Genomic DNA, 22,367 nt, shown 5'->3' with positions numbered 1-22,367 from the left:
CTACTCCGCGCCGATCCGCTCAAGCAACGCCACCGGCAGCCGCTCGAAGAGCTCCTCCACGCGCGCGTGCCCGGTGAACTCCCGCCCCGGAGCCAGCACATCGGCCCACCGCCCCGGCGGCAGCGGCAGCAGCGTGTCGCGCCAGCCGCCCGCCCGGGCCAGCCGCAGTGACAGCCGGGTCACGGCGGTCACCACCTCTCCGGAGCGCACGAAGGCGGCGCAGTGGGCGGCAGCCGGGCCCTCGGCGGGCAGGGGCGTGTACGACGCCGAGTCGCCGAACACATCGGGGCGCCGCCTGCGCAGCCGTAGCGCCGCCGTCGTCACCGCGCCCTTGTCGCCCGGATCCTCGTGCGGGAACCGCACGGCCCGCCGGTTGTCCGGGTCCACCAGCGCCCGGTACTCGCCCTCGGTGCCCTGGTAGACGTCCGGGACGCCCGGCATCGTCAGCTGGGCCAGGGCGATGCCCAGCATGTTCGCCCGGACGTGCGGCTCCAGGCCGCCGCGGAAGGCGGCCACACGCTCGCCCGGCGCCCCGCAGGGCCCCGCCGCGACGAACGCCGCCACCGCCTCCTCGTACGGCGGCTCCTGTTCCGTCCAGCTGGTGAACAGCCCGGCCTCGCGCACATGCTTCAGCAGCGCCCCCTGAACACGTTCCACGTCCCCCTCGCCCAGCGCGAACACCGTCTGCCAGGCGGCCCATGCCGCTTGCGCGTCCGGTACGCCCTCGCCGTCGCGCGTCACTTCCGTCAGGACGTCCGCCCAGCGCTCCGGGCACTCGGTGAGCACGGCCAGCGCGGCCCGTACGTCGGCACTGCGTTTGGTGTCGTGCGTCGACGCGACCGTCCCGGTCAGCGGCCAGTCGCGCTGCACGCGCGCGCAGTACGCGTGGAACTCGTCGGGCGAGACCGCGGGACTCCCCGGGTTGCCGCCCACCTCGGTCACCGACAGCAGCGGCACATAGCGGTAGAAGGCCGTGTCCTCCACGGACTTGGCCCGCAGCGCCGACGCCGTCTGCGCGAACCGTGTCCGGAACTCCACATGCTCCGGTCCCTCACCGGCCCGCCCGAGCACCAGGTCGCGCACGACGTCGACCGCACCGGCCTCCTCGGGCACGACGAAGGCGAGCCGGGCCTGCGCGGCGGCCTCCTCGGTGACCACCCGGGCCGCGTCACCCGAGGCGTACGGCCGGTAGACCTCCAGCCGGACGAGGAGCTCCTGCAGCGCGGTGCGCAGCGCCCAGGGCGCGCGGTCGCGCAGCGCGGGCTCCGGGGACGCGGCGCACACACGGCTCGCCACCCGCGTCAGCCGGTCGATCTCGGCGGCCAGCTCGTGCGTGAGCACCTTGTACGCCGCCCGCCGCACCGTCGCCTCCCAGTCGCCGCCGCGGTCCGTCTGAGGGGCCGCGAACCGCCGGTACTGGCCGAGGAGTTCCCCGAACCCCGCCGGGTCGGTGAACAGGCCGTCCACGTGGCGCAGGGCGTCGTATCCGGTGGTGCCCGCGACCGGCCAGGAGGCCGGCAGGTGCTCACCGTCCGACAGGATCTTCTCCACGACCGTCCAGCGCCCGCCGGTCGCCTCGTTCAGGCGCCGCAGATACCCGTCGGGGTCGGCGAGCCCGTCGGGATGGTCGATGCGCAGCCCGTCGATCACGCCCTCGTGGAGCAGCTGGAGGATCTTCGCGTGCGTGGCCTCGAACACCTCCGGGTCCTCCACCCGCAGGCCGATCAGCTCCGAGATGCTGAAGAACCGCCGGTAGTTGAGCTCGGTACGAGCCAGCCGCCACCACACCGGCCGGTACCACTGGGCGTCCAGCAGCTGCGGCAGCGGCAGTTCCCCGGTGCCCTCGCGCAGCGGGAACACCTGGTCGTAGTAGCGCAGGACATCGCCGTCCACTTCCAGACGGCCGAGCTCCTCGCCCACCGGGTGCCCCAGCACCGGCAGCAGCACCTGGCCGCCCTGCGCCTCCCAGTCGATGTCGAACCAGCGCGCGTACGGCGACTTGGGACCCTCGCGCAGCACCTCCCACAGGGCGTGGTTGTGGCGCGGGGCCATGGCCATGTGGTTCGGCACGATGTCCACCACCAGGCCCAGCCCGTGCTCGCGCGCGGTGCGCGCCAGCGCGCGCAGCCCCTCCTCACCGCCCAGTTCCTCGCGCACGCGCGCGTGGTCCACGACGTCATAGCCGTGCCCCGAACCGGGGACGGCCTCCAGGACGGGGGACAGATGCAGATGCGAGACGCCGAGCGAGGCCACGTACGGCACGGCCGCCGCGGCGGCCCCGAACGGGAACGCGGGCTGCAGCTGCAGCCGGTAGGTGGCGGTCGGCACCATCGGGTCAGGTCGCTCAGGTGTCATGGAAACCTACGTACCCGCCCCACCGCGCTTCGTGTCATCGTCCCCTCCACGCGGGCCCGCGCGCGTGCCTAGCTTCGAGTGATGAGGAAGAGGGGGACCGCGGGACGTCGCGGCGCGCTGGAGCCCTACCGCCAGGTGATCGGCCTGACCGGGCCGCTACTGCCGGTCGTGTCCTTCCTGGCGCGGCTGCCGACCGCCACCATCCAGTTCGGCAGCGTGCTGCTGGTCGCCCGGACGAGCGGCTCCCTGGCGGCCGCGGGGCTGACCGGCGGCGCGCTCGCGGTCGGGCAGGTGGCCTGCGGCCCGCTGGTGGGCCGACTGGCGGACCGGCACGGCCAGCGGACGGTCGTGCTCGCCTTCTCCCTCGCCAACGCCCTGGCGATCGCCGGACTGGTCGCCGGGGCGCTCACGGGGCTGTCCACGGCCGCCCTGGCGGTTCTGGGGGCGGCGGCCGGGGCCACGGTCCCGCAGATCGGGCCCATGGCCCGGGCACGTCTGGTCGCTCTCGCCCGCCGGTCCGGGGCCCGCGAGACGACAGTGGGCGCCGCGCTCTCCTTCGAGAGCACCCTGGACGAGATCTCCTTCGTCCTGGGGCCGGCCCTGGTCGGCCTGGCGGCGGTGGCGGCCCATCCGGCGTACGCGCTGGGCGGGGCGGCGGTGCTGGTGGCCCTGTGCGGCAGCGGCTTCGCGCTGCATCGGACCGGTGCCGTGCCGATGTCCCGGGAACGGCGCACCGGCCCCGCCCCGGCGCGCATCCCCCGCCCCGTCCACGCCCTCCGCACCGCCCTGGCCCTCCAGGGCGCCATGTTCGGCGCCTGCCAGGCCGGCATCACCGCCCTCACCCAGCGGCTCGGCCAACCGGATCAGGCGGGGCTCGTGTACGCCGCCATGGGAGTGATGAGCGCCGTCGCGGGCCTCTCCATGGCCGGGCTGCCGGCCCGTATCGCCCTCGTCGCACGCTGGCGGGTGGCCACCGCGGCAGCGTGTGCGCTGTCCCTGCCTCTGGTGTGGACCGACAGCCTCCCCGCGCTGTACGCCACGGTCACCGTCCTCGGCATCGCCTACGCCCCGCACCTCATCACGGTGTTCGGGCTGACCGAGCGTGTGGTGCCGCCCGAGCGGCTCGCCGAGGCGATGGCGTTCGCGACGAGCGCCCTCGTCGGCGGGCAGGCTCTGGCGGTCGCGGTCACCGGCCGTCTGGCCGAGTCGTACGGCCCGGCGGCGGCCTTCGCGGCGGCGAGCCTGGTCGCCGCACCAGCCTGCGCGATCGCGCTGACGGCGCGCCCGGCGTCGTACACCGCACGCGCCGCCGAAATCGACCTCCACGCGCGTGTGCCCGACGGGGACGGGACCGAGCAGGTACGCACCCACACCCCGTCCGCGCCCTCCGCGCCGTCCTAGACCGGCCGCTGCAACACCGTCAGACTCCGGTCCACCAGCGTCAGCCGGTCCCCGGCCTGCACCTTCGTGCCCGTCCCCGGCGGCACCCCGTCCGTGCGGGCGGTGTCGACGACCACCTGCCACTGGCGGCCGTGGTTGACCGGCACGACGAAATCGAGCGTCTTGGGGGAGGCGTTGAACATCAGCAGGAACGAGTCGTCGGAGATCCGCTCCCCGCGCGAGCCCGGCTCCGAGATCGCGTTGCCGTTGAGGAACACCGTCAGCGCCGACGCCTGCGTCCGGTCCCAGTCCCGCTGGGCCATCTCGTTGCCCTGCGGAGTGAACCAGGCGATGTCCGACAGATCGTCGTGGGTGCCCTCCACGGGCCGCCCGTGGAAGAAGCGCCGCCGCCGGAAGACCGGATGGTCCCGGCGCAGCCACACCATCGCGCGCGTGAAGGCGAGCAGCTCGCGGGGCAGTGAGGCCGCGTCCTCGCCGCCCGAGCCGTCCTCCCCGCCCGAACCATCCGCCCTGTCCTGCCCGCTCTGCCCGTTCTCCCCGGCCTGCGGCCAGTCGACCCACGCCAGCTCGCTGTCCTGGCAGTACGCGTTGTTGTTGCCGAGCTGCGTGCGCGCGAACTCGTCGCCGTGGCTGATCATCGGCACGCCCTGGGACAGCATCAGCGTGGCGATGAAGTTGCGCATCTGACGGGCCCGCAGCTCCAGCACGGCCGGGTCGTCGGTGTCGCCCTCCGCACCGCAGTTCCAGGACCGGTTGTGGCTCTCGCCGTCCCGGTTGTCCTCGCCGTTGGCCTCGTTGTGCTTGTCGTTGTACGAGACGAGGTCGTGCAGGGTGAACCCGTCGTGGCAGGTCACGAAGTTGATCGAGGCGAGCGGGCGCCGACCGTCGTCCTGGTACAGGTCGGACGAGCCGGTCAGCCGGGACGCGAACTCCGCCAGCGCGCGCGGCTCGCCCCGCCACAGGTCCCGTACGGTGTCGCGGTACTTGCCGTTCCACTCGGTCCACAGCGGCGGGAAGTTGCCCACCTGGTAGCCGCCCTCGCCCACGTCCCACGGCTCGGCGATCAGCTTCACCTGGGAGACCACCGGGTCCTGCTGCACCAGGTCGAAGAACGACGACAGCCGGTCCACCTCGTGGAACTGCCGCGCCAGGGTGGCCGCGAGGTCGAAACGGAAACCGTCGACATGCATCTCGGTGACCCAGTAGCGCAGCGAGTCCATGATCAGCTGAAGGACGTGCGGGGACCGCATCAGCAGCGAGTTCCCGGTCCCGGTGGTGTCCATGTAGTAGCGCGGGTCGTCCGTCAGCCGGTAGTACTGCGCGTTGTCCAGGCCCCGGAAGGACAGCGTGGGGCCCAGGTGGTTGCCCTCGGCCGTGTGGTTGTAGACCACGTCGAGGATGACCTCGATGCCGGCCTCGTGCAGCGCCCGCACGGCCGACTTGAACTCCAGGACCTGCTGGCCCCGGTCGCCCCAGGAGGCGTACGCGTTGTGCGGGGCGAAGAAGCCGATCGTGTTGTAGCCCCAGTAGTTGTTCAGGCCCATGTCGACCAGCCTGTGGTCGTTCACGAACTGGTGGACCGGCATCAGCTCCAGTGCCGTCACCCCCAGCTCGGTGAGGTGCTCGATGACCGCCGGGTGCGCGAGAGCGGCGTAGGTGCCGCGCAGTTCCTCGGGCAGCCCCGGGTGACGCATCGTCAGGCCCTTCACATGGGCCTCGTAGATCACCGTGTGGTGGTACTCGGTGCGCGGGCGGCGGTCGTCGCCCCAGTCGAAGTACGGGTTGACCACGACCGACGACATCATGTGCGGCGCCGAGTCCAGGTCGTTGCGCCGGTCCGGTTTGTCGAAGTGGTAGCCGTACACCTCCTCGCCCCAGCGGATCGAGCCGCTGACCGCCTTGGCGTACGGGTCGAGCAACAGCTTCGCGGAGTTGCAGCGGTGGCCGTGCTCGGGAGCGTACGGGCCGTGCACCCGGAACCCGTACCGCTGCCCGGGCATGACGCCCGGCACGTACGCGTGCCGCACGAACGCGTCGCTCTCCCGCAGTTCCACCGCCGTCTCCGAGCCGTCGTCGTGCAGCAGACACAGCTCTACTCGGTCCGCGGCCTCGGTGAAGACCGCGAAATTGGTGCCGGCGCCGTCGTAGGTGGCACCGAGTGGATATGCCTCTCCAGGCCAGACCTGCATGGATACGACTCTTTCAGCTGGAGCGCGCCGTCGGGGGTCCCTTGGCGTCGAGTCTCCCCGAAAGTGATGGAACCACCTATGACTTACGTCCCTCTTATCGATCGACCAGTGCATACGCGGTATGCCGAACCAGTGGGGCAAACACGTACTCCCGGGGGCTCAGGGGAGTAGGGGGAGGAAGATGTGCGCAAGATAGTGCACCGCCATCTGGGCAAGGTGGTGGCCGGTGCGGCCATCGCGGTGGCGGGAACCGCCGTGATGGTCGGGGTCACCCTGCCCGGGACGGCCGGGGCCGACACAAGCGGAGGGACCAACGGCAGCGGCCAGTCCGCCCAGCAGGGGGCTCAGGGGCAGGACGCCGCCGCCGTGCAGCCCGGCGTCGTCGAGCAGGCGCCGGCCGAGGGCGAGCGGGGCAAGGGCAATGACCCGCTGACCGACGACGAGATCACGCGGGTGGAGAAGCTCGCGGTGAACCGGCAGCTGATCGACGGCAGCGAGAACGTCAGGGGCGCGCGCGGTCCGCAGCGGATCGACGTCCAGCTCGCCGAGCCGGAGGCCGACGAGGTCGACAACGCGAACGCTCCCCGACGCGCCGATGTGACGGTCTACGACTACCGGGACGACACCCTCGTCACCAAGACCGTCAACCTCGACACGGGCAAGGTCGAGCAGACCGCCACCCAGCACGGAGTCCAGCCGCCGCTGAGCCTCGCCGAGCAGAACGAGGCCGCCAAGCTGCTGATCGCCGATCCGCTGGGCGCCGACCTCAAGGCGGACTACAAGGACGCCACCGGCAAGGAGCTCACCTCCCCGGACCAGCTGCAGCTGAGCAGCATGGTGTACCGGGCCGCCGCGGGCGGGTCGGCTTCGGTCGAGAAGTGCGGCGAGCACCGCTGCACCCGACTGTTCCCGAAGATCAAGAACGGCTCGTGGATCGATGCCCGGGACTTCGTGATCGATCTGAGCGCCCGCAAGGTGATCCGCCTCGGCTGAGCCGGGCCGACATCCGTTCACTTTTCCAACTCGCATCTCCTGTAAGGGAGTCACCTCTTCATGCGCGTGAACAGAATCAGCCGTGCTCGCAGGGGGGCGGCCTTCGGCCTGTCCCTGGCCGCACTGGCCGCCGGCGCGACGACCGGAGCGGGTCCGGCCGCCGCCCAGCCGAAGTCGGCCGCAGCCCCGGCCCCCAACTGCAGCGCGGCCTACCGCATCGAACAGAAGCTCTCCACCGGCACGACCTGGCGCATGTGCTGGCGCTTCAACAGCACCTCCGGGGTCGTCCTGGAGGACATCTCCTACCAGCCGCCCGGCGAGGCCAAGCCGATCAAGGTCCTCAACAGCGCCAAACTCGCCCAGATCCACGTGCCGTACGACGACGGCGAGGCCGAGTACAACGACGTCACCGAGTACAACTTCGGCAACGGCCTGCTGAACCTGAAGCCCGCCGAATGCCCGGGCGGCACCATCAAGACCGTCAAGGTGCGCGAGCCCATGTACTCCGCCTCCCAGGACGTCAAGGGCCTGTGCGCCACGACGCGTTCGCGGGGCCACGCGTACCACCTGCAGACCGAGCCCCTGAACGGCGGCATCGGCAAGACCTACCAGGCCCAGGGCAAGGACCTGCTGCTCTACACCATCAACAAGGTGAGCTGGTACGAGTACATCACCGAGTGGCGGTTCCAGGACGACGGCACCCTCACCATGAACGTCGGTGCGACCGGCAGCCTCGCCCCCGAGGACTACGACTCCGGTGACGGCCGCGGCTGGCCCATCGGCAAGGGTGCCAAGGACTACGCCGACAGCCACAGCCACAACGTCTTCTGGCGGCTCGACTTCGGCCTCGACGGCTCCTCCAAGACCCGGGTCGAGCAGTACGACTCGAAGGTCAGCCCGGCCGCGGGGGACCGGGGTCCGACCAACAAGACGACGCTCACGAAGGTCACCAAGGAACTCGCCGGCGACGCCAAGAACATGCGCTGGTGGCGGGTGGTCAGCCAGTCGGGCAAGAACAAGGACGGGCACGCGCGCTCGTACGAGCTCGTTCCGGGCGCCACCAGCAAGTACCCGGGCCGCTCCTTCACCAACCGCGACGTGTACTTCACCGAGTACAACAAGTGCGAGCAGTACGCGAGCGGCAACCTGGGCGCCTGCGCCGCCGGCCACCCCAAGGACGTCGACAAGTGGGTCAACGGACAGTCCCTCACTCACCCCGTGGTCTGGATGAACGTGGGCTTCCACCACATCGTGCGCGACGAGGACCAGCAGCCGATGCCGGTCCACTGGCAGGGCTTCTCCATCGTCCCGCGTGACGTGACCGCTATGAATCCGCTCACTCCGGCCGACCTCAAGGGCATCAACGGGCACGTCGGCCGGGATAGTTGAGAAACGACCCTGTCCATCCGGCTGCACCGCCCACCGCTCCCGGAGTACCCTTCCTTGATCGTTGGGACGGGGAGTGCTCGGGGGAGCGGAAGGCGGTGCGCGGGTGGGCTCGGGAGGGCTGGAGTTGCCCCCTGGTGACGAGGGTCACGAGGGGAACTCCACAGAGGTCCCACCCGGCACGGTGTCCCTGGCCAGGCCGATGGAGACCAGCTCCATCGGCCCGGAGCTGGACTGGGGCACCGACGCCTGGCGCGAGGTGCGTACGCGCGCCCAGCGGGCAGGCCGGGCCTACATCTGGCTGAACCTCGTCGAACAGCGGCTGCGCGCGGTCGTGGCCGCTGTTCTGCGTCCCATCTACGAGCCCGTCCACGGCGACGAGTGGGTGGTCGCGGCGGCCGGACCGGCAGGCCAGGAATGGGTGCAGCGCGCCGTCGCCGTACGCGAAGTCAGCCGCCGCAAGGGTTACTTGCTGGACCCGGCCGACGACAACGTCCTCAGCTTCCTCACGCTGCCGCAGCTGCGCGAGCTGATGGTGCAGCACTGGCCGTGCTTCGAGCCGTACGTCGACGACCGCCGGGACGTCGAACTCGCCCTGGACGAGCTCGAAGTGACCCGGAACGTGGTCTCGCGCAACCGGGCCCTGTCCGAGGCGGTCCTGAACCAGGCCGAGCGGGCCTCGGCGCGGCTGCTGGAGATCCTCGGCGGCAGCGGCGACGTGCCCTCCGCGCGCCGGTTGCCCATCGACGCCGTCGAGGACCTGGTCGGCGACCGGTACGCCGACGTGGTCGCCGTGCACTCCGACCGGGTACGGCTGCTGCGCCAGTTCCCGGCCGAGGACATCTTCGGCGGTGCCCGCAGGCTCGACGCCATCGGCATCGGCCTCAACCTGCTGGTGCAGAACTTCTCCGGGCGGCGTCTGGTGCGGCTCGCCGAGTCCGGGTGCCGGATGCGGCTGCTGTTCCTGAACCCGGCCTCCAGCTCGGTCAAGCGGCGCGAGCGTGAACTCGGCATCAAGCGGGGCGAGCTGAGCCGCGCGGTCGAGATGAACATCCTGCACATGCGCCGGGTGCGGTCCCGGCTGCGCGACCCCGGCGCCTTCGAGATCCAGGTCTTCGACGAGACGCCCCGCTTCACGGCCTACCTCGTGGACGGCGACGGCACCGACGGCATCGCGGTCGTGCAGACCTATCTGCGGCGGACCCGGGGGCTGGAGGCGCCGGTGCTGGTGCTGCGCAACGGCGCCAGGGTGGTCAAGTCGGACGAGATCGATGAAGGCGGGCTTTTCCCTACGTATCGCGAGGAGTTCGAGTTGATGTGGGCGGATTCGCGACCAGTGTCCTGAAGTGTCCCGCAGCTGTCGGGTAGGCGGAATGCGGTCCTCTGATTGTCAGTGGCACATGGGAAGGTGGAGACCACTGGGGGAACGCACCACCAAGAAGGGGGACCGCCCATGGGCTGGCACCGTGAGCTGCTGATCGGCTTCGACCTGGAGACGACCGGGACCGATCCGCGCGAGGCGCGCATCGTCACCGGCGCCGTGATCGAGGTCAGGGACGGGCAGCCCATAGGGCGCAAGGAGTGGCTGGCGGATCCGGGCGTGGAGATCCCGGCGGACGCGGTCGCGGTGCACGGCATCAGCAACGAACGCGCGGCCGCCGAGGGCCGCCCGGCCGACCAGGTGGCGGACGCCATCGCCGAGGTCCTGGTCACCTACTGGAAGACGGGCGTGCCGGTCGTCGCCTACAACGCCGCCTTCGACCTGAGCCTGCTCTCCGCCGAACTGCGACGGTACGGACTGCCGTCCCTGCGCGACCGCCTCGGCGGCATCGACCCCGCCCCGGTCATCGACCCGTACACCATCGACCGCTGGGTCGACCGTTACCGCCGCGGCAAGCGCAACCTCGAAGCGGTCTGCCGGGAGTACGGCATCGCCCTCGACTCCGCTCACGACGCCTCCGCCGACGCCCTCGCCGCGGCCCGGCTCGCCGGTGCGATAGCCGTCCGCCATCCCAAGATCGCGGCCCTCGGCCCGGCGGAGCTGCACCGCCGCCAGATCGAGTGGTACGCCGAGTGGGCGGCGGACTTCCAGAACTTCCTGCGCCGCAAGGGCGACGCGACGGCGGTGGTCGACGGCACGTGGCCGCTGCGGGAGCCGACGGGGGAGACGGTGGCGGGAGAGGCGCTCTGAGGGGGCGGGCGGCGCCGCGTCTCGGCTGACAGGCGGGCAGCCGGTCGTCTCGTTCCCGCGGCCGCGTGTCATTCACCGATGCGGGGCGTCCTCCGGCACGCCGGTGCCGGGCATCCTCTGTCGCCCTGATGCAGGGATCCGTACGGTACGCCGTCGCCGGGCGCCTTCCGTCACGTCGTCGCCGGGCGCTCTCCGCTACTCCGTTGCCGACGCCGCGATGCGCTCGATGCGGGGCTTGGCCAGGCGTTCGTAGTCGGCGCCCGAGATGAGCAGTGAGCGGTCGAGACGGGCGGCGTTGAAGTACAGCTTCGGCTGGGCCAGGACTTCGGGGTCGGCGACGAGTTCGAGGTCGGGCTCGAAGCTGAACGGCAGCACGGTGCCGGGGACCGCGCGGGCCAGTCGCTCGGCGGTCTCCGCGTCGCTGAAGCCGACGTAGCGCGCGGCGAACAGCGCCCTGACGGCGTCCAGGTCCACCCGTCGGTCTCCCGGGACGACGGCGAGGACGTGGCGCGTCGTGCGCCGGTCCACCTTGACCCGCAGCACGATGCACTTCGCGGCCTCGGAAGCCGGGTGCCCGCGCAGCGCGCAGACGGCCTCGGTGGCGCCTTCGGGGGCGTGGTCGATGAGGCGGTAGTCGACGGAGGAGGAGTCGAGCAGGGAGATCAGGTGGTCGTAGGTGTCGTTGGTGTTGCGGGTGTGTTCAGGCATTCGGAGTCCTTGTCGAGGGCCTTGTCGAGGGCCGTGGCGGGCGGCTCGGCGGGGGCCTGGTCGGGAGCGTGGGGCGGTGGGAGTGGGGGTTCGGGTGTGCTCCGGTGCGCTCGCTCCACCGCCTGCCCCCAGTAGGTACCGGCGACCATCAGCGCCGCCCCCAGGCCGGTGAGCGGTGTGAGGTGCTCGCCGCCGAGGGCCACGCCCACCGCGACGGCCCAGACCGGTTCGGTGCCCAGCAGCAGGCTGGCCCGGCTGGCGGAGGTGCGTTGCACGGCCCAGGTCTGGGCCAGGAAGGCGAACACACTGCAGAACAGGGCGAGATAGCCGAGCTGGGCCCAGGTCGCCGGGTCGGTGTGGACCAGCGTCGGCAGGTCATGGGCCGCAGCCGGCAGGAACAGCGCCGTGCCCACGAGGGTCTGCACAGTCGTCAGTTGCAACGGGCGGATCGGTCGCCCCGCGGTGAACCGGCCGACGAGTGCGACATGCGCGGCCCTGATCAGCGCCGCGCCGAGCATCAGCAGGTCGCCGAGGCGGGGCGCGTGGAAGCCGTTGCCGGACATCAGCAGCCCGACGGCCAGGACACAGACGGCGGTCGCGGCGAAGAACGAGCCGGGCAGGGTGCCGCGGCGGCCGCCGCGGTCGAGGAGCGGAGTGAGGACGATGGTCAGGCTGATGATGAGACCGGCGTTGGCGGCGCTGGTGTGGGCGACACCGTACGTCTCCACGAGCAGGACCGCCGCCTGGGTCACGCCCAGGGGCACACCGGCCCGCAGTTCGGCACCCGTCCACCGGCGGGACCGGCGCGCCCCGCGCCTTCGGACGGCGACTACGCCGAGGCAGGCGACGGCGGACAGGGCGTAGCGGGCGAACAGGACCAGCAGGACGGGCAGCGCGGCGGTGGCCGTCTGGGCGGACAGATAGCTGGATCCCCAGACGAGCGCGACAAGGAGGAGTACCGCATCGGTACGGCGGACGTCGGACACGCGACCACGGTGCACCGGAAGCTACTCTGAAGCCCAGTACCACTTTCTAAAACGATCATTTAGCGGCACTTCATTGTGACTCCACCCACCACCACCCCTGAACCGAGGCCATGGACGAGCGGCAGCTGAGGATCCTGCGGGAGCTCGGCGAACTGGGCAGCGTCACGGCGGTCGCCGAGGCGCTGCTGGTGACGCCGTCGGCGATCTCCCAGCAGCTACGGCTGCTGCAACGCTCGATCCCGGTGCCGCTCACCGAGCGGCAAGGGCGTCGCCTTGTGCTCACCGACGCCGGGCAGGCGCTGGCGGGCGCGGCCGTAGAGGTGGAGACGGCGCTCGCGCGGGCCCGGCACGCGGTCGAGGAGTTCGTCGAGCGGCCGGACGGGGAGGTGTCGGTGGCGGCGTTCCACAGCGCGGGCACCGCGTTCTTCCCGCTCCTGCTCCGTGCGCTGGCCGGTCCGGGACGGCCGGTGCCGAGGCTGGCCGACGAGGACGTACCGCAGGAGGACTTCCCCCGACTGACCCGGGACTACGACATCGTCCTCGCCCACCGGCTGGACCACGCCCCGCCGTGGCCGGACACGGTGGCGGCGACGACGCTGCTGCGGGAGCCGCTGGACGTGGCCATGCCGGCCGACCACCCGTTGGCCGCCAAGCGCCGCGTCACCCCGCGCGACGTGGCCGACGAGACGTGGATCACGGCGCACGACGGTTTCCCGGTGTTCGCGGTCATCGAGGCCATCGCCGCAGCGGCCGGGCGCCGCCTCCGTCTGGCCCACCGGATCAACGAATTCGCCGTGGTGGCCGAGGCCCTCGCGGCCGGCGGAGGCATCGCCCTGATGCCGCGCTGGACGATGCGCCCACACCCCGCACTCGTCCTCAGACCCCTCAGCGGCGTCCAGGCGAGACGCCACATCGACGCCCTCTACCGCCCCGAACGCACAGCCCGCACGGCATTCCGCACGGTTCTGACCGAGCTGCGCCGAACCGCGACGACCATCCAGGAACGCGGCGCCGACGCCCCTTGGGCGCGGGGACCTGCGCGCCGCCGGTGATCGATCCTGAACAGCGGCATGGCATCGGGCGGCACCGGCCGGCGTCAGCAGGTCAGAGCGCTGCCCAGGCCCTCACCGACTCCAGGGCCCACCGACTCCAGGCCCTCACCGACTCCAGGGCCCACCGACTCCAGGCGCTCAGAACGGATACCACCGCACGGCCTCGTCCGCCTCCCGCAACGACCCCACCCGCCGCTCGAACTCCGCCAGCGCCTTCGGATTGCTCGGCGCGTGCTGTGCGACCCACGCGCAGCTGGCCGTCTCCCGAGCCCCCCGCAGCACGGAGCACCCGTCCCACTCCCGCACATCCCAGCCGTAGGCCTCGACGAACGACTGGTAGGCCGCCGCGGGCACCCCGTACCGATCCCGGGACAGGGCCATGACCACCAGATCATGCTCACGCAGATCGAAGGAGAAGGTCTCCAGATCGACCAACACCGGCCCGTCCGCCCCCACATGGACATTGCGCGGCAACGCGTCTCCATGGATCGGCCCGGGTGTCAGATGAGGTGTCAACCCAGCGGCGGCCGCGGCGAAACCGTCCCGCCGCTCCCGCAGATACGCCGCGTCCGCCGGATCGATCGCGTCGCCCGCCAGCCGTAGCCAGCGCTCCACCCCGCCCAGCAACTCCCGCGGCGGCAGCGCGAAGGAGGGCGCGGGCAGGGCGTGCACGACCCGTAGGAGTTCGGCCAAATCCCGTGGCTCGGCGGGCCGTACCGGATCGGGCAGCCGGTGCCACACGGTCACCGGGTGCCCCTCCACCAGCAGCGCCTTCGGTTCGGCCGCCCGCACCGCCGGCACGCCCGCCTCGGCCAGCCACACCGCGATATCCAGCTCGCGCCGCGCCCGGTCGAGGAGTTCGGCGTCCCGGCCCACCTTGACGACCAGGTCACCGGCGGCGAACACCGCGTTCTCGCCCAGGGCGAGCAGCCGCGCGTCCTGGGCCGGTCGGGGCAGTACCCCCGCCGCGGCCAGTAGGTCCCGCGCCCGTGCCTCGTCCATCGTCCGCCTCCGTGTGGTCGTACGCCTTCGTGAACGGCGGCGAACGGTGTCGGATTCCCGCCATCCGCGCCCAGTCTTGCATTTCCACAGGTCGGACCGCGTGCGCACTGCCTTGACGGGGTACGGCGCCTTCACGACCATGACGGAGCCCACCCGAGCCGTGCAAAGGGGCTGATTCGTGACATCGGTGACCGAGGCGGAGAGGCCGGTCAGACCTGTGCCGGGCGGCAAGAGGCGTGACGGGCAGCGGCGCGTCGCGGACCACGGCGCCTGGTTCCTCGTACTCCCCGCGCTGATCCCCATCCTGATCCTGAGCGTCGGACCGCTGCTCTACGGAATCCTGCTGGCCTTCACCGACGCCCAGTCCGGACGCACCGAACCCACCCAGTGGATCGGCGCGCTCAACTTCAGCGACCTGCTGCACGACACCCTGTTCTGGGAGTCGTTCCGGATCGGCCTGGTCTGGGCGGTCGGTGTCACCGTGCCGCAGTTCTTGCTGGCGCTGGGCCTCGCCCTCCTCCTCAACGAGGACCTGCGGCTGCGCTGGCTGGCCCGCGCCCTGGCGATCGTCCCGTGGGCCATGCCCGAGGTCGTCGTCGGCGTCATGTGGCGGCTGGTCTACAACCCCGACGCCGGCATCCTCAACGAGACACTCCGCGATCTGGGCCTCGGCGACGGCCGCGACTGGCTCAGCGGTCTGTCCACCGCCCTGCCCGCCGTCATCGTCGTCGGCATCTGGGCCGGCATGCCCGTAACCACCGTCACCCTGCTCGCCGGTCTGCAGAACACCCCGCGCGAACTCCACGAGGCGGCGGCCGTCGACGGCGCCGGAGCCTGGCGCCGCTTCCGCACGGTCACCTGGCCTGCCCTGCGGCCCGTCGCCCTCTCCATCACCGCCCTCAACCTGATCTGGAACTTCAACTCCTTCGCCCTGGTCTACGTCCTCACCAGCGGCGGCCCCGGCGGCCGCACCCGCCTGCCGATGCTCTTCGCCTACGAAGAGGCCTTCCGCTACGGCCAGTTCGGCTACGCGGCGGCGATGGGATGCGTGATGGTCGCGATGATCTCGATCCTCCTCGCCCTCTTCCTCGTCGGCCGGCTCAGAGGAGGTGACGAGTCATGAGGACCAGCACCATGGGCCGTGCCGGCCAGTACGCCGCCCTGCTCGCCTACCTCCTCTTCCTCGTCTTCCCCTTCCTCTGGCTGATCTCCACCGCCTTCAAGCCGCCCGGCGAGCTCGCCAGCCTGCACCCCACCTGGATCCCGAAGAACCCCACCCTCGCCAACTTCCGCCAGGCCTTCGACGAACAGCCCCTCCTGCACGCCGCCCTCAACTCCCTGATCGCCGCGGTCGGCGCCGCCCTGATCGCCGTACTCCTCGCGACCCCGATGGCGTACGTCATGGCCCGACACCGCACCCGGCTCGCGCGGGCGGCGACCGGCTGGGTGGTCGTCAGCCAGGCGTTCCCGCTCGTGCTGGTGATCATCCCGCTGTTCCTGGTGCTGAAGAACCTGCGGCTGATCAACTCGATGCCGGGGTTGATCATGGTCTACGTGGTGTGGGCGCTGCCGTTCGCGCTGTGGATGCTCGTCGGGTACGTCCGTGCCGTGCCGCCCGAGCTGGAGGAGGCGGCGGCCGTCGACGGGGCCGGGCGGCTGCGCACCCTCGTCTCGGTGACCGCGCCGCTGCTGGCGCCGGGGATCGTGGCGACGGCGATGTTCGCGTTCGTCACGGCGTGGAACGAGTTCTTCTTCGCGCTCGTCCTGCTGAAGACCCCGGAGAAACAGACCCTGCCGGTCGTCCTCACCCACTTCATCGGCGCGGAGGGCGTCGCGGACCTCGGCCCGCTGGCCGCCGCCGCGTTCCTCGCGACACTGCCCTCACTGGTCGTGTTCGCGGTCATCCAGCGACGGATCACGGGCGGCATGCTCAGCGGGGCGGTGAAGAACTGATGCGTACGAGACTGCTGTCGAGCCTGGTGGCCGCGCTCGCCCTGCTGCTCGCCGGGTGCAGCGGCGACGGCGGTGGCACCGCGGGCGGCCCGATCACCCTGCGCTTCCAGTCCCTGGCCTGGCAGGAGGAGTCCGTCGAGGCCAACAAGGAGCTGGTCAAGGAGTGGAACGCGAGCCATCCGGACGTCAAGGTCGAGTATGTCCAGGGAAGTTGGGACGGCATCCACGACCAGCTGCTCACCTCCTTCGAGGGCGGTGAGGCGCCCGACATCATCCACGACGCCTCGGACGACCTCGCCGACTTCGCGTACGGCGGCTACCTCGCCGATCTGACCGACCTGCTGCCCCAGCGGCTCAAGTCCAACATCCCGCAGCGCAGTTGGGAGACGGCGACCTTCGGGGACGGGATCTACGGCGTGCCGTTCCTCCAGGAGCCGCGGGTGCTGATCGCCAACGCGAAATGGCTGAAGGAGTCGGGCGTACGCATTCCCACCCCTGAACGCCCTTGGAGCTGGGCCGAGTTCAGGAGGATCACCGAAGAGCTCAGCGGGGACGGCAAGTACGGCGTCGCCTGGCCGCTCAAGGAGCCCGTCTCCGCCACCCTCAACCTGTCCCTCTCGTCCGGTGGACAGCTCTTCCACCGAGGCGCCGACGACAAGGTCAACGTCCGCTTCGAGGCGGCCGACGAGGTCATGCCGCGCACCGTCCACGACCAGGCCAACACCGACCACAGCGCCTCGCCCACGACCCTCGGCAGCGGCGGCTCGGACACTCTGCCCGGCTTCTTCGGCGGCCGGTACGCGATGGTCCCGCTCGGCTTCTCGTACCGCCAGCAGATCGTGCAGCAGGCACCGAAGGGCTTCGACTGGCAGGTGCTGCCCGCCCCGGCGGGTGCCGACGGACTCACCCAGGGCGTCAGCCCGCAGACCCTGTCCATCGCCGAGGACAGCCCGCACAAACGGGAGGCGGCCGAGTTCATCGACTTCCTGCTCCGCCCCGACAACATGGTGCGGCTCGCGCTCGGCGACTGGATGCTGCCCACCGGCACCGCGGCCCTCAAGGACCCGGCCCTGCACACCACCGAGAACGACTGGGCCACCGGCACCGCCCTCGCCGAACACCTGCGCTCGGCACCCGCGCAGTCCGTGCGCGGCTACCCGGAGTGGAAGGACAAGGTCGCCACGCCCGCCTTCCAGGAGTACTACAGCGGCGCCATCGGCCTCACCGAACTGCGTGAACGCCTGGAGGAGGACGGGAACCTGGTCCTGGCCCGCTACCAGCGCTGACGTGGTCGGTGCGGGCCTGCCTCTCTCAAATAAAATTGCACGAGACGTATCGTCTCGCATAGCCTCCACGGCATGACCACAACCCCCCGCACCGCCCGCCCCGCTCACATCGCCATGTTCTCGATCGCCGCCCACGGCCACGTGAACCCCAGCCTCGAAGTGATCCGCGAGCTCGTGGCGCGTGGGCACCGGGTCACGTACGCGATTCCGCCGGCCTTCGCCGAGAAGGTCGCCGAGACCGGCGCCGAGCCGAAACTCTGGAACTCCACCCTGCCCGGACCCGACGCCGACCCGGAGGCATGGGGGAGCACCCTGCTGGACAACGTCGAGCCGTTCCTGGCCGACGCGATCCAGGCGCTGCCCCAGCTGATCGACGCGTACGACGGGGACGAGCCGGACCTCGTCCTGCACGACATCGCCTCCTACCCGGCCCGCGTCCTCGCCCACCGCTGGGGCGTGCCCGCCATCTCGCTCTCGCCGAACCTCGTCGCCTGGGAGGGCTACGAGGAGGAGGTGGCCGAGCCGATGTGGGCGGAGCCGAAGAAGACCGAGCGCGGCCAGGCGTACTACCGCCGCTTCCGGACCTGGCTGGAGGGAAACGGCATCACCCTGGACCCCGACGCGTTCGGCGGCCGCCCCGACCGTTCGATCGTCCTCATCCCGAGGGCGCTGCAGCCCAACGCCGACCGGGTCGACGAGAGCGTGTACACGTTCGTCGGTGCCTGCCAGGGCGACCGGTCCGCCGAGGGCGACTGGCAGCGCCCGGCGGGCGCCGAGAAGGTCGCGCTCGTCTCCCTCGGGTCGGCCTTCACCAAGCAGCCCGCGTTCTACCGCGAGTGCGTGAAGGCGTTCGGCGACCTCCCCGGCTGGCACCTGGTGCTCCAGGTCGGCCGGCACGTCGATCCGGCCGAGCTGGGGGACCTGCCCGCGAACGTCGAAGTGCGTTCCTGGGTGCCGCAGTTGGCGATCCTGAAGCAGGCCGACCTGTTCGTCACCCACGCCGGCGCCGGCGGCAGCCAGGAGGGGCTGGCCACGGCCACCCCGATGATCGCAGTACCGCAGGCCGTGGACCAGTTCGGCAACGCGGACATGCTGAAGGCGCTCGGCGTCGCCCGGCACGTCCCGACGGAGGAGGCCACCGCCGGGGTCCTGCGCGAGATCGCCCTCGCCCTGGTCGACGACTCCGAGGTCGCCCGCCGTCTGATGGACGTCCAGGCGGACATGGCCCACGAGGGAGGCACCAGGCGGGCCGCCGACCTGATCGAGGCCGAACTGGCCGCCGTACGCGAAGCGTGAGCGGACGCCCCAATGAGCAGGGCCCGTTGACTCCCCCGGAGTCAACGGGCCCTGCTCGTCGGGCGGGCGGGGTCAGACAGGCACCCGCTCACCCTCGTCGTCGCGGGCCGACCCACGTGTCACGGCCTCGGGGGCCTCGTCGTGCGTCAGGTCCGGCAGACGGTGCAGCCACTTCGGCAGGTACCAGTTGCGCTCGCCCAGCAGCGCCATGACCGCCGGGAGCAGCACGCCCCGGATGATCGTCGCGTCGATCAGGACCGCGGCCGCGAGGCCGACGCCCATCTGCTTCATGGACTGCATGGACAGCGTGCCGAAGATCGCGAACACGGCGACCATGATGACCGCGGCGCTGGTGACGACACCGGCCGTGGTGACCACGCCGTGCTGGATCGCGTCCTTCGTCGTACGGCCCCGCAGCCGCGCCTCGCGGATCCGGGAGACCACGAACACGTGGTAGTCCATCGACAGGCCGAACAGGATCACGAAGAGGAACAGCGGCAGCCAGGTGATGATGGCGCCGACACCCTGCGCGCCCACCAGCGACGCGCCCCAGCCGTGCTGGAAGACGGCGACGAGGATGCCGTACGCCGCGCCCACCGACAGCAGGTTCAGCACGATCGAGGTGACGGCGATCGTCAGCGAGCGGAACGACAGCAGCATCAGCGCGAAGGCGAAGACCACGACGAACGCGAAGACCGGGACGACCGCTCCGGCCAGCTGGTCGTTGAAGTCCTTCGAACCGGCGACCTGCCCGGTGATCGGCGCCTCGACGCCGTCCACCTTGCCGAGCGTGGCCGGCCGCACCTCGTCACGCAGCTTCTCCAGGCTCGCGCCCGCCTTGTCGAGGTCGGAGCCGCCGACCAGCGGGACATAGACGAAGGCGACGTTCTGGTCGTCGTGCAGCTTGATGTCGACCGGGCCGCGCGAGGCACCCGAACTGATCGCCCGCTCACGGAAGTCGGCGAGCGCGGACTTCACCTCGGGAGCGTTGATGTCGTTCGCCCTGACGACCACCTCGGCCGGCTCGGAGCCGCCCGGGAAGGCCGCGTTGAGCCGGTTGTACGTCTGCACGATGGGCAGCGAGTCGCCGAACTCCTTGTCCAGGGTGAGCTGCTGGGTCTTCATGCCGAGCGCGGGCGCCGCGATGGCGAGCAGCGCACCGGCCGCGACGACGACCGAGATGACGGGCCGCGCGAGCACTCCCTTGAGCACGGCCGTCCAGAACCGGCTCTCGCGGTTCGCGCCGCCCTTGTTGCGCCGGAGCCTGCTCTCCGGGTGCAGGAAGGGGATCTTGCCCTTCTCGACCCGCTCGCCCAGCAGCGACAGCAGCGCCGGCAGCACGGTCACCGACCCGACCATGGCGACCGCCACGACCATCAGCGACGCGAGGCCCATCGCCTCGAACTCGGCGAGACCGGTGAACAGCATGCCCGCCATCGCCACGCACACCGTGACACCGGAAACGATGATCGCGCGGCCACTGGTGGCGGCGGCGACCTTCAGGGCGGTCTGCGGGTCCCGGCCGGCCTGGCGCTCCTCGCGCTCACGGCGCAGGTAGAACAGGCAGTAGTCGACGCCGACGGCCAGGCCGACCAGCAGCATCACGGAGTTGGCGGTGTCGCTCATCGGCATGACGTGGCTGACGATGCCCATCAGGCCCATCGTCGCCATGATCGCGGTGACCGCAAGGAGCACCGGCAGCAGGGCCGCCACCAGCGCGCCGAAGGCGATGAGCAGAATGCCGAGGGCCACCGGCACCGCGGAGTACTCGGCCTTCTGGAAGTCGTCCCCGAACGCGTCGTCGAACGTCTTCATCATGCTCGCGCCGCCGATCTCCTCGATCCGCAGCGACTCATGGCTCTTCTGGACGTCCTCGACGGCCTTCAGCACCGGCTCCACGCGCTCACCCGCGGTGTCGGAGTCACCGCGCATGTCGAACTGCACCAGCGCGCTGCGGCCGTCCTTGGAGATCGTCTGCGTGTCGTACGGCGAGGTCACGTCAGTGGCCCTGCCGGTGCCCTCGACGGCGTCGACGACGGCGGTGACGGCGGACCGGAACTCGCTGTCGGTGGCCTTGAGCGAACCGTCCTTCGCCTGGATCAGGACGGTCTCACTGGCCGGCTCCTCGATCCCGGCGTCTTCGATGATCTTGGCGGCGGTGTGTGTCTCGCCCTTCAGCTGGTCGCTGTCCTTGACGTCGACCCGGCCCGCCGCCGAGCCGAGCCCCATCGCCAGGACGACGAACAGCACCCAGATACCGACGGCAGCCCATCGATGCCGGGCGCTCCAGCCGCCGGCGCGAGCGGCGAGCCCCCGCACTCGCGTGTCTCCGTTCCCCATGACGGGCTTGCCCCCTTGATTGCGGTGGCGGCCCCCTGCCTCCACCTTTCGTTTCGAAGGTATGAGCCGGATAAAGGCATCTCGTCGTGCTGCCCGGTGAAGTGCGAAGGCCGGAACTCATCCGCTCGGACCCCGAGGCCTCCCCACTGGGTAGGACCGCGGTCCCTTACATCTATCCGGCCGGATCGGGGGCGCGGATCAGGGGAAGAGCTTGTGCATCGTGCTGACCGCTCAGTAACTTACGGGCCTGGGCAGCTGTCGTGCCCACCCCCACGGGGCACGACGGCCGCCCTTAAGGTGGCCGGATGACGACGACGTATGCGGCGCTGCTGCGCGGGATCAACGTGGGCGGCAGCAGAAAAGTCCCGATGGCCGATCTGCGTACCCTGCTCACCGGCCTCGGCCTCGACGGCGTACGCACCTACCTCCAGAGCGGTCAGGCCGTCTTCTCCGCCGACCGCGGCGACGAGGAGTCCCTGGCCGCCGAGGTCGCGTCGGCGATCGAGAAGCACTTCGGCTTCGCCGTGGACGTGATCGTGCGCGACCACGCCTACCTCAGGGCGATCGCCGACAACTGCCCGTTCCCCGCAGCCGAGTTGGAGCCCAAGCAGCTCCATGTCACCTACTTCTCCGCCCCGGTCGACGCCGACCGCTTCGCCGAGATCGACCAGGCCGCCCACCTCCCGGAGGAGTTCCGGCTCGGCGACCGCGCGCTGTACCTGTACGCCCCGAACGGCCTCGGCCGCTCCAAGCTCGCCGAAATCCTGTCGCGCCCCCGCCTCAACAAGGGTTTGATCGCCACGAGCCGCAACTGGAACACCGTGCTGAAACTCGTGGAGATGACTCGTGACTGACGCCGGCAACACCGCCGTGGAGGCCGCCATCGAGGGCGAACTGCGCCTCATGGACCCGCAGGTGCGCGGCTCTGCCGAACTGCTCGGGGCGCTGCTGCATCCCGACTTTCGCGAGTTCGGCGCGTCCGGGCGGTACTGGTCGCGGAAGTCGATCATCGAGTCGCTGGTCGCGGGCACCGAGCCGGGCCGGCCCCGGCCCGTCGTGGTCTCAGGGATGGAGGGCGTCCAGCTCGCCCCCGACGTCGTCCACCTCACCTTCGACACGGAATACAACGGCGGGCATGTGCACCGCAGTTCGCTGTGGCGGCGGACGGACGACGGGTGGCAGATGTACTTCCACCAGGGGACGCCGTTCCACGCCGAGGGGGAGTGACC

The 22,367-nt window shown here is 71.0% G+C and carries 18 protein-coding genes; 12 read left to right on the top strand and 6 right to left on the bottom strand.

The annotated features are described in order from the left end of the window. Positions 1-2,355, bottom strand: coding sequence for a malto-oligosyltrehalose synthase (treY, locus tag POF73_RS32860; RefSeq protein WP_272122682.1), 2,355 nt, complete (start codon positions 2,353-2,355; stop codon positions 1-3). A gap of 81 nt (positions 2,356-2,436) precedes the next feature. Between treY and POF73_RS32855 the strand changes: the two genes are divergently transcribed. Further along, positions 2,437-3,756 (top strand): MFS transporter, encoded by a 1,320-nt coding sequence (locus POF73_RS32855; protein ID WP_272122681.1) that lies wholly within the window; start codon positions 2,437-2,439, stop codon positions 3,754-3,756. Here POF73_RS32855 and glgX read toward each other — a convergent pair. Continuing rightward, positions 3,753-5,945: a glycogen debranching protein GlgX gene (gene glgX, locus POF73_RS32850; RefSeq protein WP_272122680.1), complete on the bottom strand. Its 2,193-nt coding sequence runs from the start codon at positions 5,943-5,945 to the stop codon at positions 3,753-3,755. The two genes, POF73_RS32855 and glgX, sit on opposite strands and share 4 nt — an antisense overlap. 183 nt (positions 5,946-6,128) lie before the next feature. Between glgX and POF73_RS32845 the strand changes: the two genes are divergently transcribed. The 4 genes from POF73_RS32845 (at position 6,129) to POF73_RS32830 (ending at position 10,515) form a co-directional block, all read left to right on the top strand. Next, a complete protein-coding gene (locus POF73_RS32845) occupies positions 6,129-6,938 on the top strand; it encodes a Tat pathway signal sequence domain protein (protein ID WP_272122679.1) in 810 nt (269 codons plus the stop codon). 60 nt (positions 6,939-6,998) lie between these two features. Then, entirely contained in the window at positions 6,999-8,327 is a 1,329-nt protein-coding gene (locus POF73_RS32840; RefSeq protein WP_272122678.1) for a copper amine oxidase, read from the top strand. Between the two features lie 103 nt (positions 8,328-8,430). After that, complete coding sequence (locus POF73_RS32835; protein ID WP_272122734.1) at positions 8,431-9,669, top strand: SAV2148 family HEPN domain-containing protein; 1,239 nt, start codon at positions 8,431-8,433, stop codon at positions 9,667-9,669. A gap of 108 nt (positions 9,670-9,777) precedes the next feature. Beyond that, a complete protein-coding gene (locus tag POF73_RS32830; RefSeq protein ID WP_272122677.1) occupies positions 9,778-10,515 on the top strand; it encodes a 3'-5' exonuclease in 738 nt (245 codons plus the stop codon). 195 nt (positions 10,516-10,710) lie between these two features. Here POF73_RS32830 and POF73_RS32825 read toward each other — a convergent pair whose 3' ends face one another. Both POF73_RS32825 and POF73_RS32820 read right to left on the bottom strand, forming a co-directional pair. Further along, a complete protein-coding gene (locus tag POF73_RS32825; protein WP_272122676.1) occupies positions 10,711-11,223 on the bottom strand; it encodes a YbaK/EbsC family protein in 513 nt (170 codons plus the stop codon). Then, entirely contained in the window at positions 11,178-12,209 is a 1,032-nt protein-coding gene (locus POF73_RS32820; RefSeq protein WP_272122675.1) for a DMT family transporter, read from the bottom strand. The genes POF73_RS32825 and POF73_RS32820 overlap by 46 nt, the downstream gene beginning before the upstream one ends. A gap of 110 nt (positions 12,210-12,319) precedes the next feature. Between POF73_RS32820 and POF73_RS32815 the strand changes: the two genes are divergently transcribed. Beyond that, positions 12,320-13,261, top strand: a complete 942-nt coding sequence (locus POF73_RS32815; RefSeq protein WP_272122674.1) for a LysR family transcriptional regulator — start codon at positions 12,320-12,322, stop codon at positions 13,259-13,261. Positions 13,262-13,399: 138 nt separating this feature from the next. On the opposite strand, the gene POF73_RS32810 is transcribed toward POF73_RS32815, so the two are convergent. Next, positions 13,400-14,263: a phosphotransferase enzyme family protein gene (locus POF73_RS32810; protein ID WP_272122673.1), complete on the bottom strand. Its 864-nt coding sequence runs from the start codon at positions 14,261-14,263 to the stop codon at positions 13,400-13,402. 178 nt (positions 14,264-14,441) lie between these two features. Between POF73_RS32810 and POF73_RS32805 the strand changes: the two genes are divergently transcribed. The 4 genes from POF73_RS32805 to mgt all read left to right on the top strand — a co-directional run bounded on the left by POF73_RS32805 (position 14,442) and on the right by mgt (position 18,798). Further along, entirely contained in the window at positions 14,442-15,386 is a 945-nt protein-coding gene (locus POF73_RS32805) for a carbohydrate ABC transporter permease (protein ID WP_443049674.1), read from the top strand. Further along, the gene (locus POF73_RS32800) at positions 15,383-16,216 is read left to right on the top strand and encodes a carbohydrate ABC transporter permease (RefSeq protein ID WP_272122672.1); all 834 of its coding nucleotides are present in this window, start codon (positions 15,383-15,385) and stop codon (positions 16,214-16,216) included. Before POF73_RS32805 ends, POF73_RS32800 begins: the two co-directional genes overlap by 4 nt. After that, complete coding sequence (locus POF73_RS32795) at positions 16,216-17,502, top strand: ABC transporter substrate-binding protein (RefSeq protein ID WP_272122671.1); 1,287 nt, start codon at positions 16,216-16,218, stop codon at positions 17,500-17,502. The genes POF73_RS32800 and POF73_RS32795 overlap by 1 nt, the downstream gene beginning before the upstream one ends. A gap of 72 nt (positions 17,503-17,574) precedes the next feature. Continuing rightward, positions 17,575-18,798, top strand: a complete 1,224-nt coding sequence (gene mgt, locus POF73_RS32790; protein ID WP_443049673.1) for a macrolide-inactivating glycosyltransferase — start codon at positions 17,575-17,577, stop codon at positions 18,796-18,798. Between the two features lie 72 nt (positions 18,799-18,870). Here mgt and POF73_RS32785 read toward each other — a convergent pair whose 3' ends face one another. Next, entirely contained in the window at positions 18,871-21,138 is a 2,268-nt protein-coding gene (locus POF73_RS32785) for an MMPL family transporter (RefSeq protein WP_272122670.1), read from the bottom strand. A gap of 305 nt (positions 21,139-21,443) precedes the next feature. Here POF73_RS32785 and POF73_RS32780 point away from each other — a divergent pair, with 305 nt between their 5' ends. Next, the gene (locus POF73_RS32780; RefSeq protein WP_272122669.1) at positions 21,444-21,992 is read left to right on the top strand and encodes a DUF1697 domain-containing protein; all 549 of its coding nucleotides are present in this window, start codon (positions 21,444-21,446) and stop codon (positions 21,990-21,992) included. A gap of 49 nt (positions 21,993-22,041) precedes the next feature. Next, positions 22,042-22,365 (top strand): nuclear transport factor 2 family protein, encoded by a 324-nt coding sequence (locus POF73_RS32775; RefSeq protein ID WP_272122732.1) that lies wholly within the window; start codon positions 22,042-22,044, stop codon positions 22,363-22,365. Positions 22,366-22,367: the final 2 nt, after the last annotated feature.

It is taken from the genome of Streptomyces sp. HD (genome assembly GCF_028369295.1).
Lineage (GTDB): Bacteria > Actinomycetota > Actinomycetes > Streptomycetales > Streptomycetaceae > Streptomyces.
The sequence above is the reverse complement of the archived record's forward strand: the minus strand, read 5'-3'. Positions and strand labels throughout refer to the sequence as shown.

Coding starts and splice junctions, on each gene's coding strand:
- treY (WP_272122682.1), bottom strand. CDS start 2,355: ATGACACCTGAGCGACCTGACCCGATGGTGCCGACCGCCACCTACCGG.
- POF73_RS32855 (WP_272122681.1), top strand. CDS start 2,437: ATGAGGAAGAGGGGGACCGCGGGACGTCGCGGCGCGCTGGAGCCCTAC.
- glgX (WP_272122680.1), bottom strand. CDS start 5,945: ATGCAGGTCTGGCCTGGAGAGGCATATCCACTCGGTGCCACCTACGAC.
- POF73_RS32840 (WP_272122678.1), top strand. CDS start 6,999: ATGCGCGTGAACAGAATCAGCCGTGCTCGCAGGGGGGCGGCCTTCGGC.
- POF73_RS32830 (WP_272122677.1), top strand. CDS start 9,778: ATGGGCTGGCACCGTGAGCTGCTGATCGGCTTCGACCTGGAGACGACC.
- POF73_RS32825 (WP_272122676.1), bottom strand. CDS start 11,223: ATGCCTGAACACACCCGCAACACCAACGACACCTACGACCACCTGATC.
- POF73_RS32815 (WP_272122674.1), top strand. CDS start 12,320: ATGGACGAGCGGCAGCTGAGGATCCTGCGGGAGCTCGGCGAACTGGGC.
- POF73_RS32810 (WP_272122673.1), bottom strand. CDS start 14,263: ATGGACGAGGCACGGGCGCGGGACCTACTGGCCGCGGCGGGGGTACTG.
- POF73_RS32800 (WP_272122672.1), top strand. CDS start 15,383: ATGAGGACCAGCACCATGGGCCGTGCCGGCCAGTACGCCGCCCTGCTC.
- POF73_RS32795 (WP_272122671.1), top strand. CDS start 16,216: ATGCGTACGAGACTGCTGTCGAGCCTGGTGGCCGCGCTCGCCCTGCTG.
- mgt (WP_443049673.1), top strand. CDS start 17,575: ATGACCACAACCCCCCGCACCGCCCGCCCCGCTCACATCGCCATGTTC.
- POF73_RS32785 (WP_272122670.1), bottom strand. CDS start 21,138: ATGGGGAACGGAGACACGCGAGTGCGGGGGCTCGCCGCTCGCGCCGGC.
- POF73_RS32780 (WP_272122669.1), top strand. CDS start 21,444: ATGACGACGACGTATGCGGCGCTGCTGCGCGGGATCAACGTGGGCGGC.
- POF73_RS32775 (WP_272122732.1), top strand. CDS start 22,042: ATGGACCCGCAGGTGCGCGGCTCTGCCGAACTGCTCGGGGCGCTGCTG.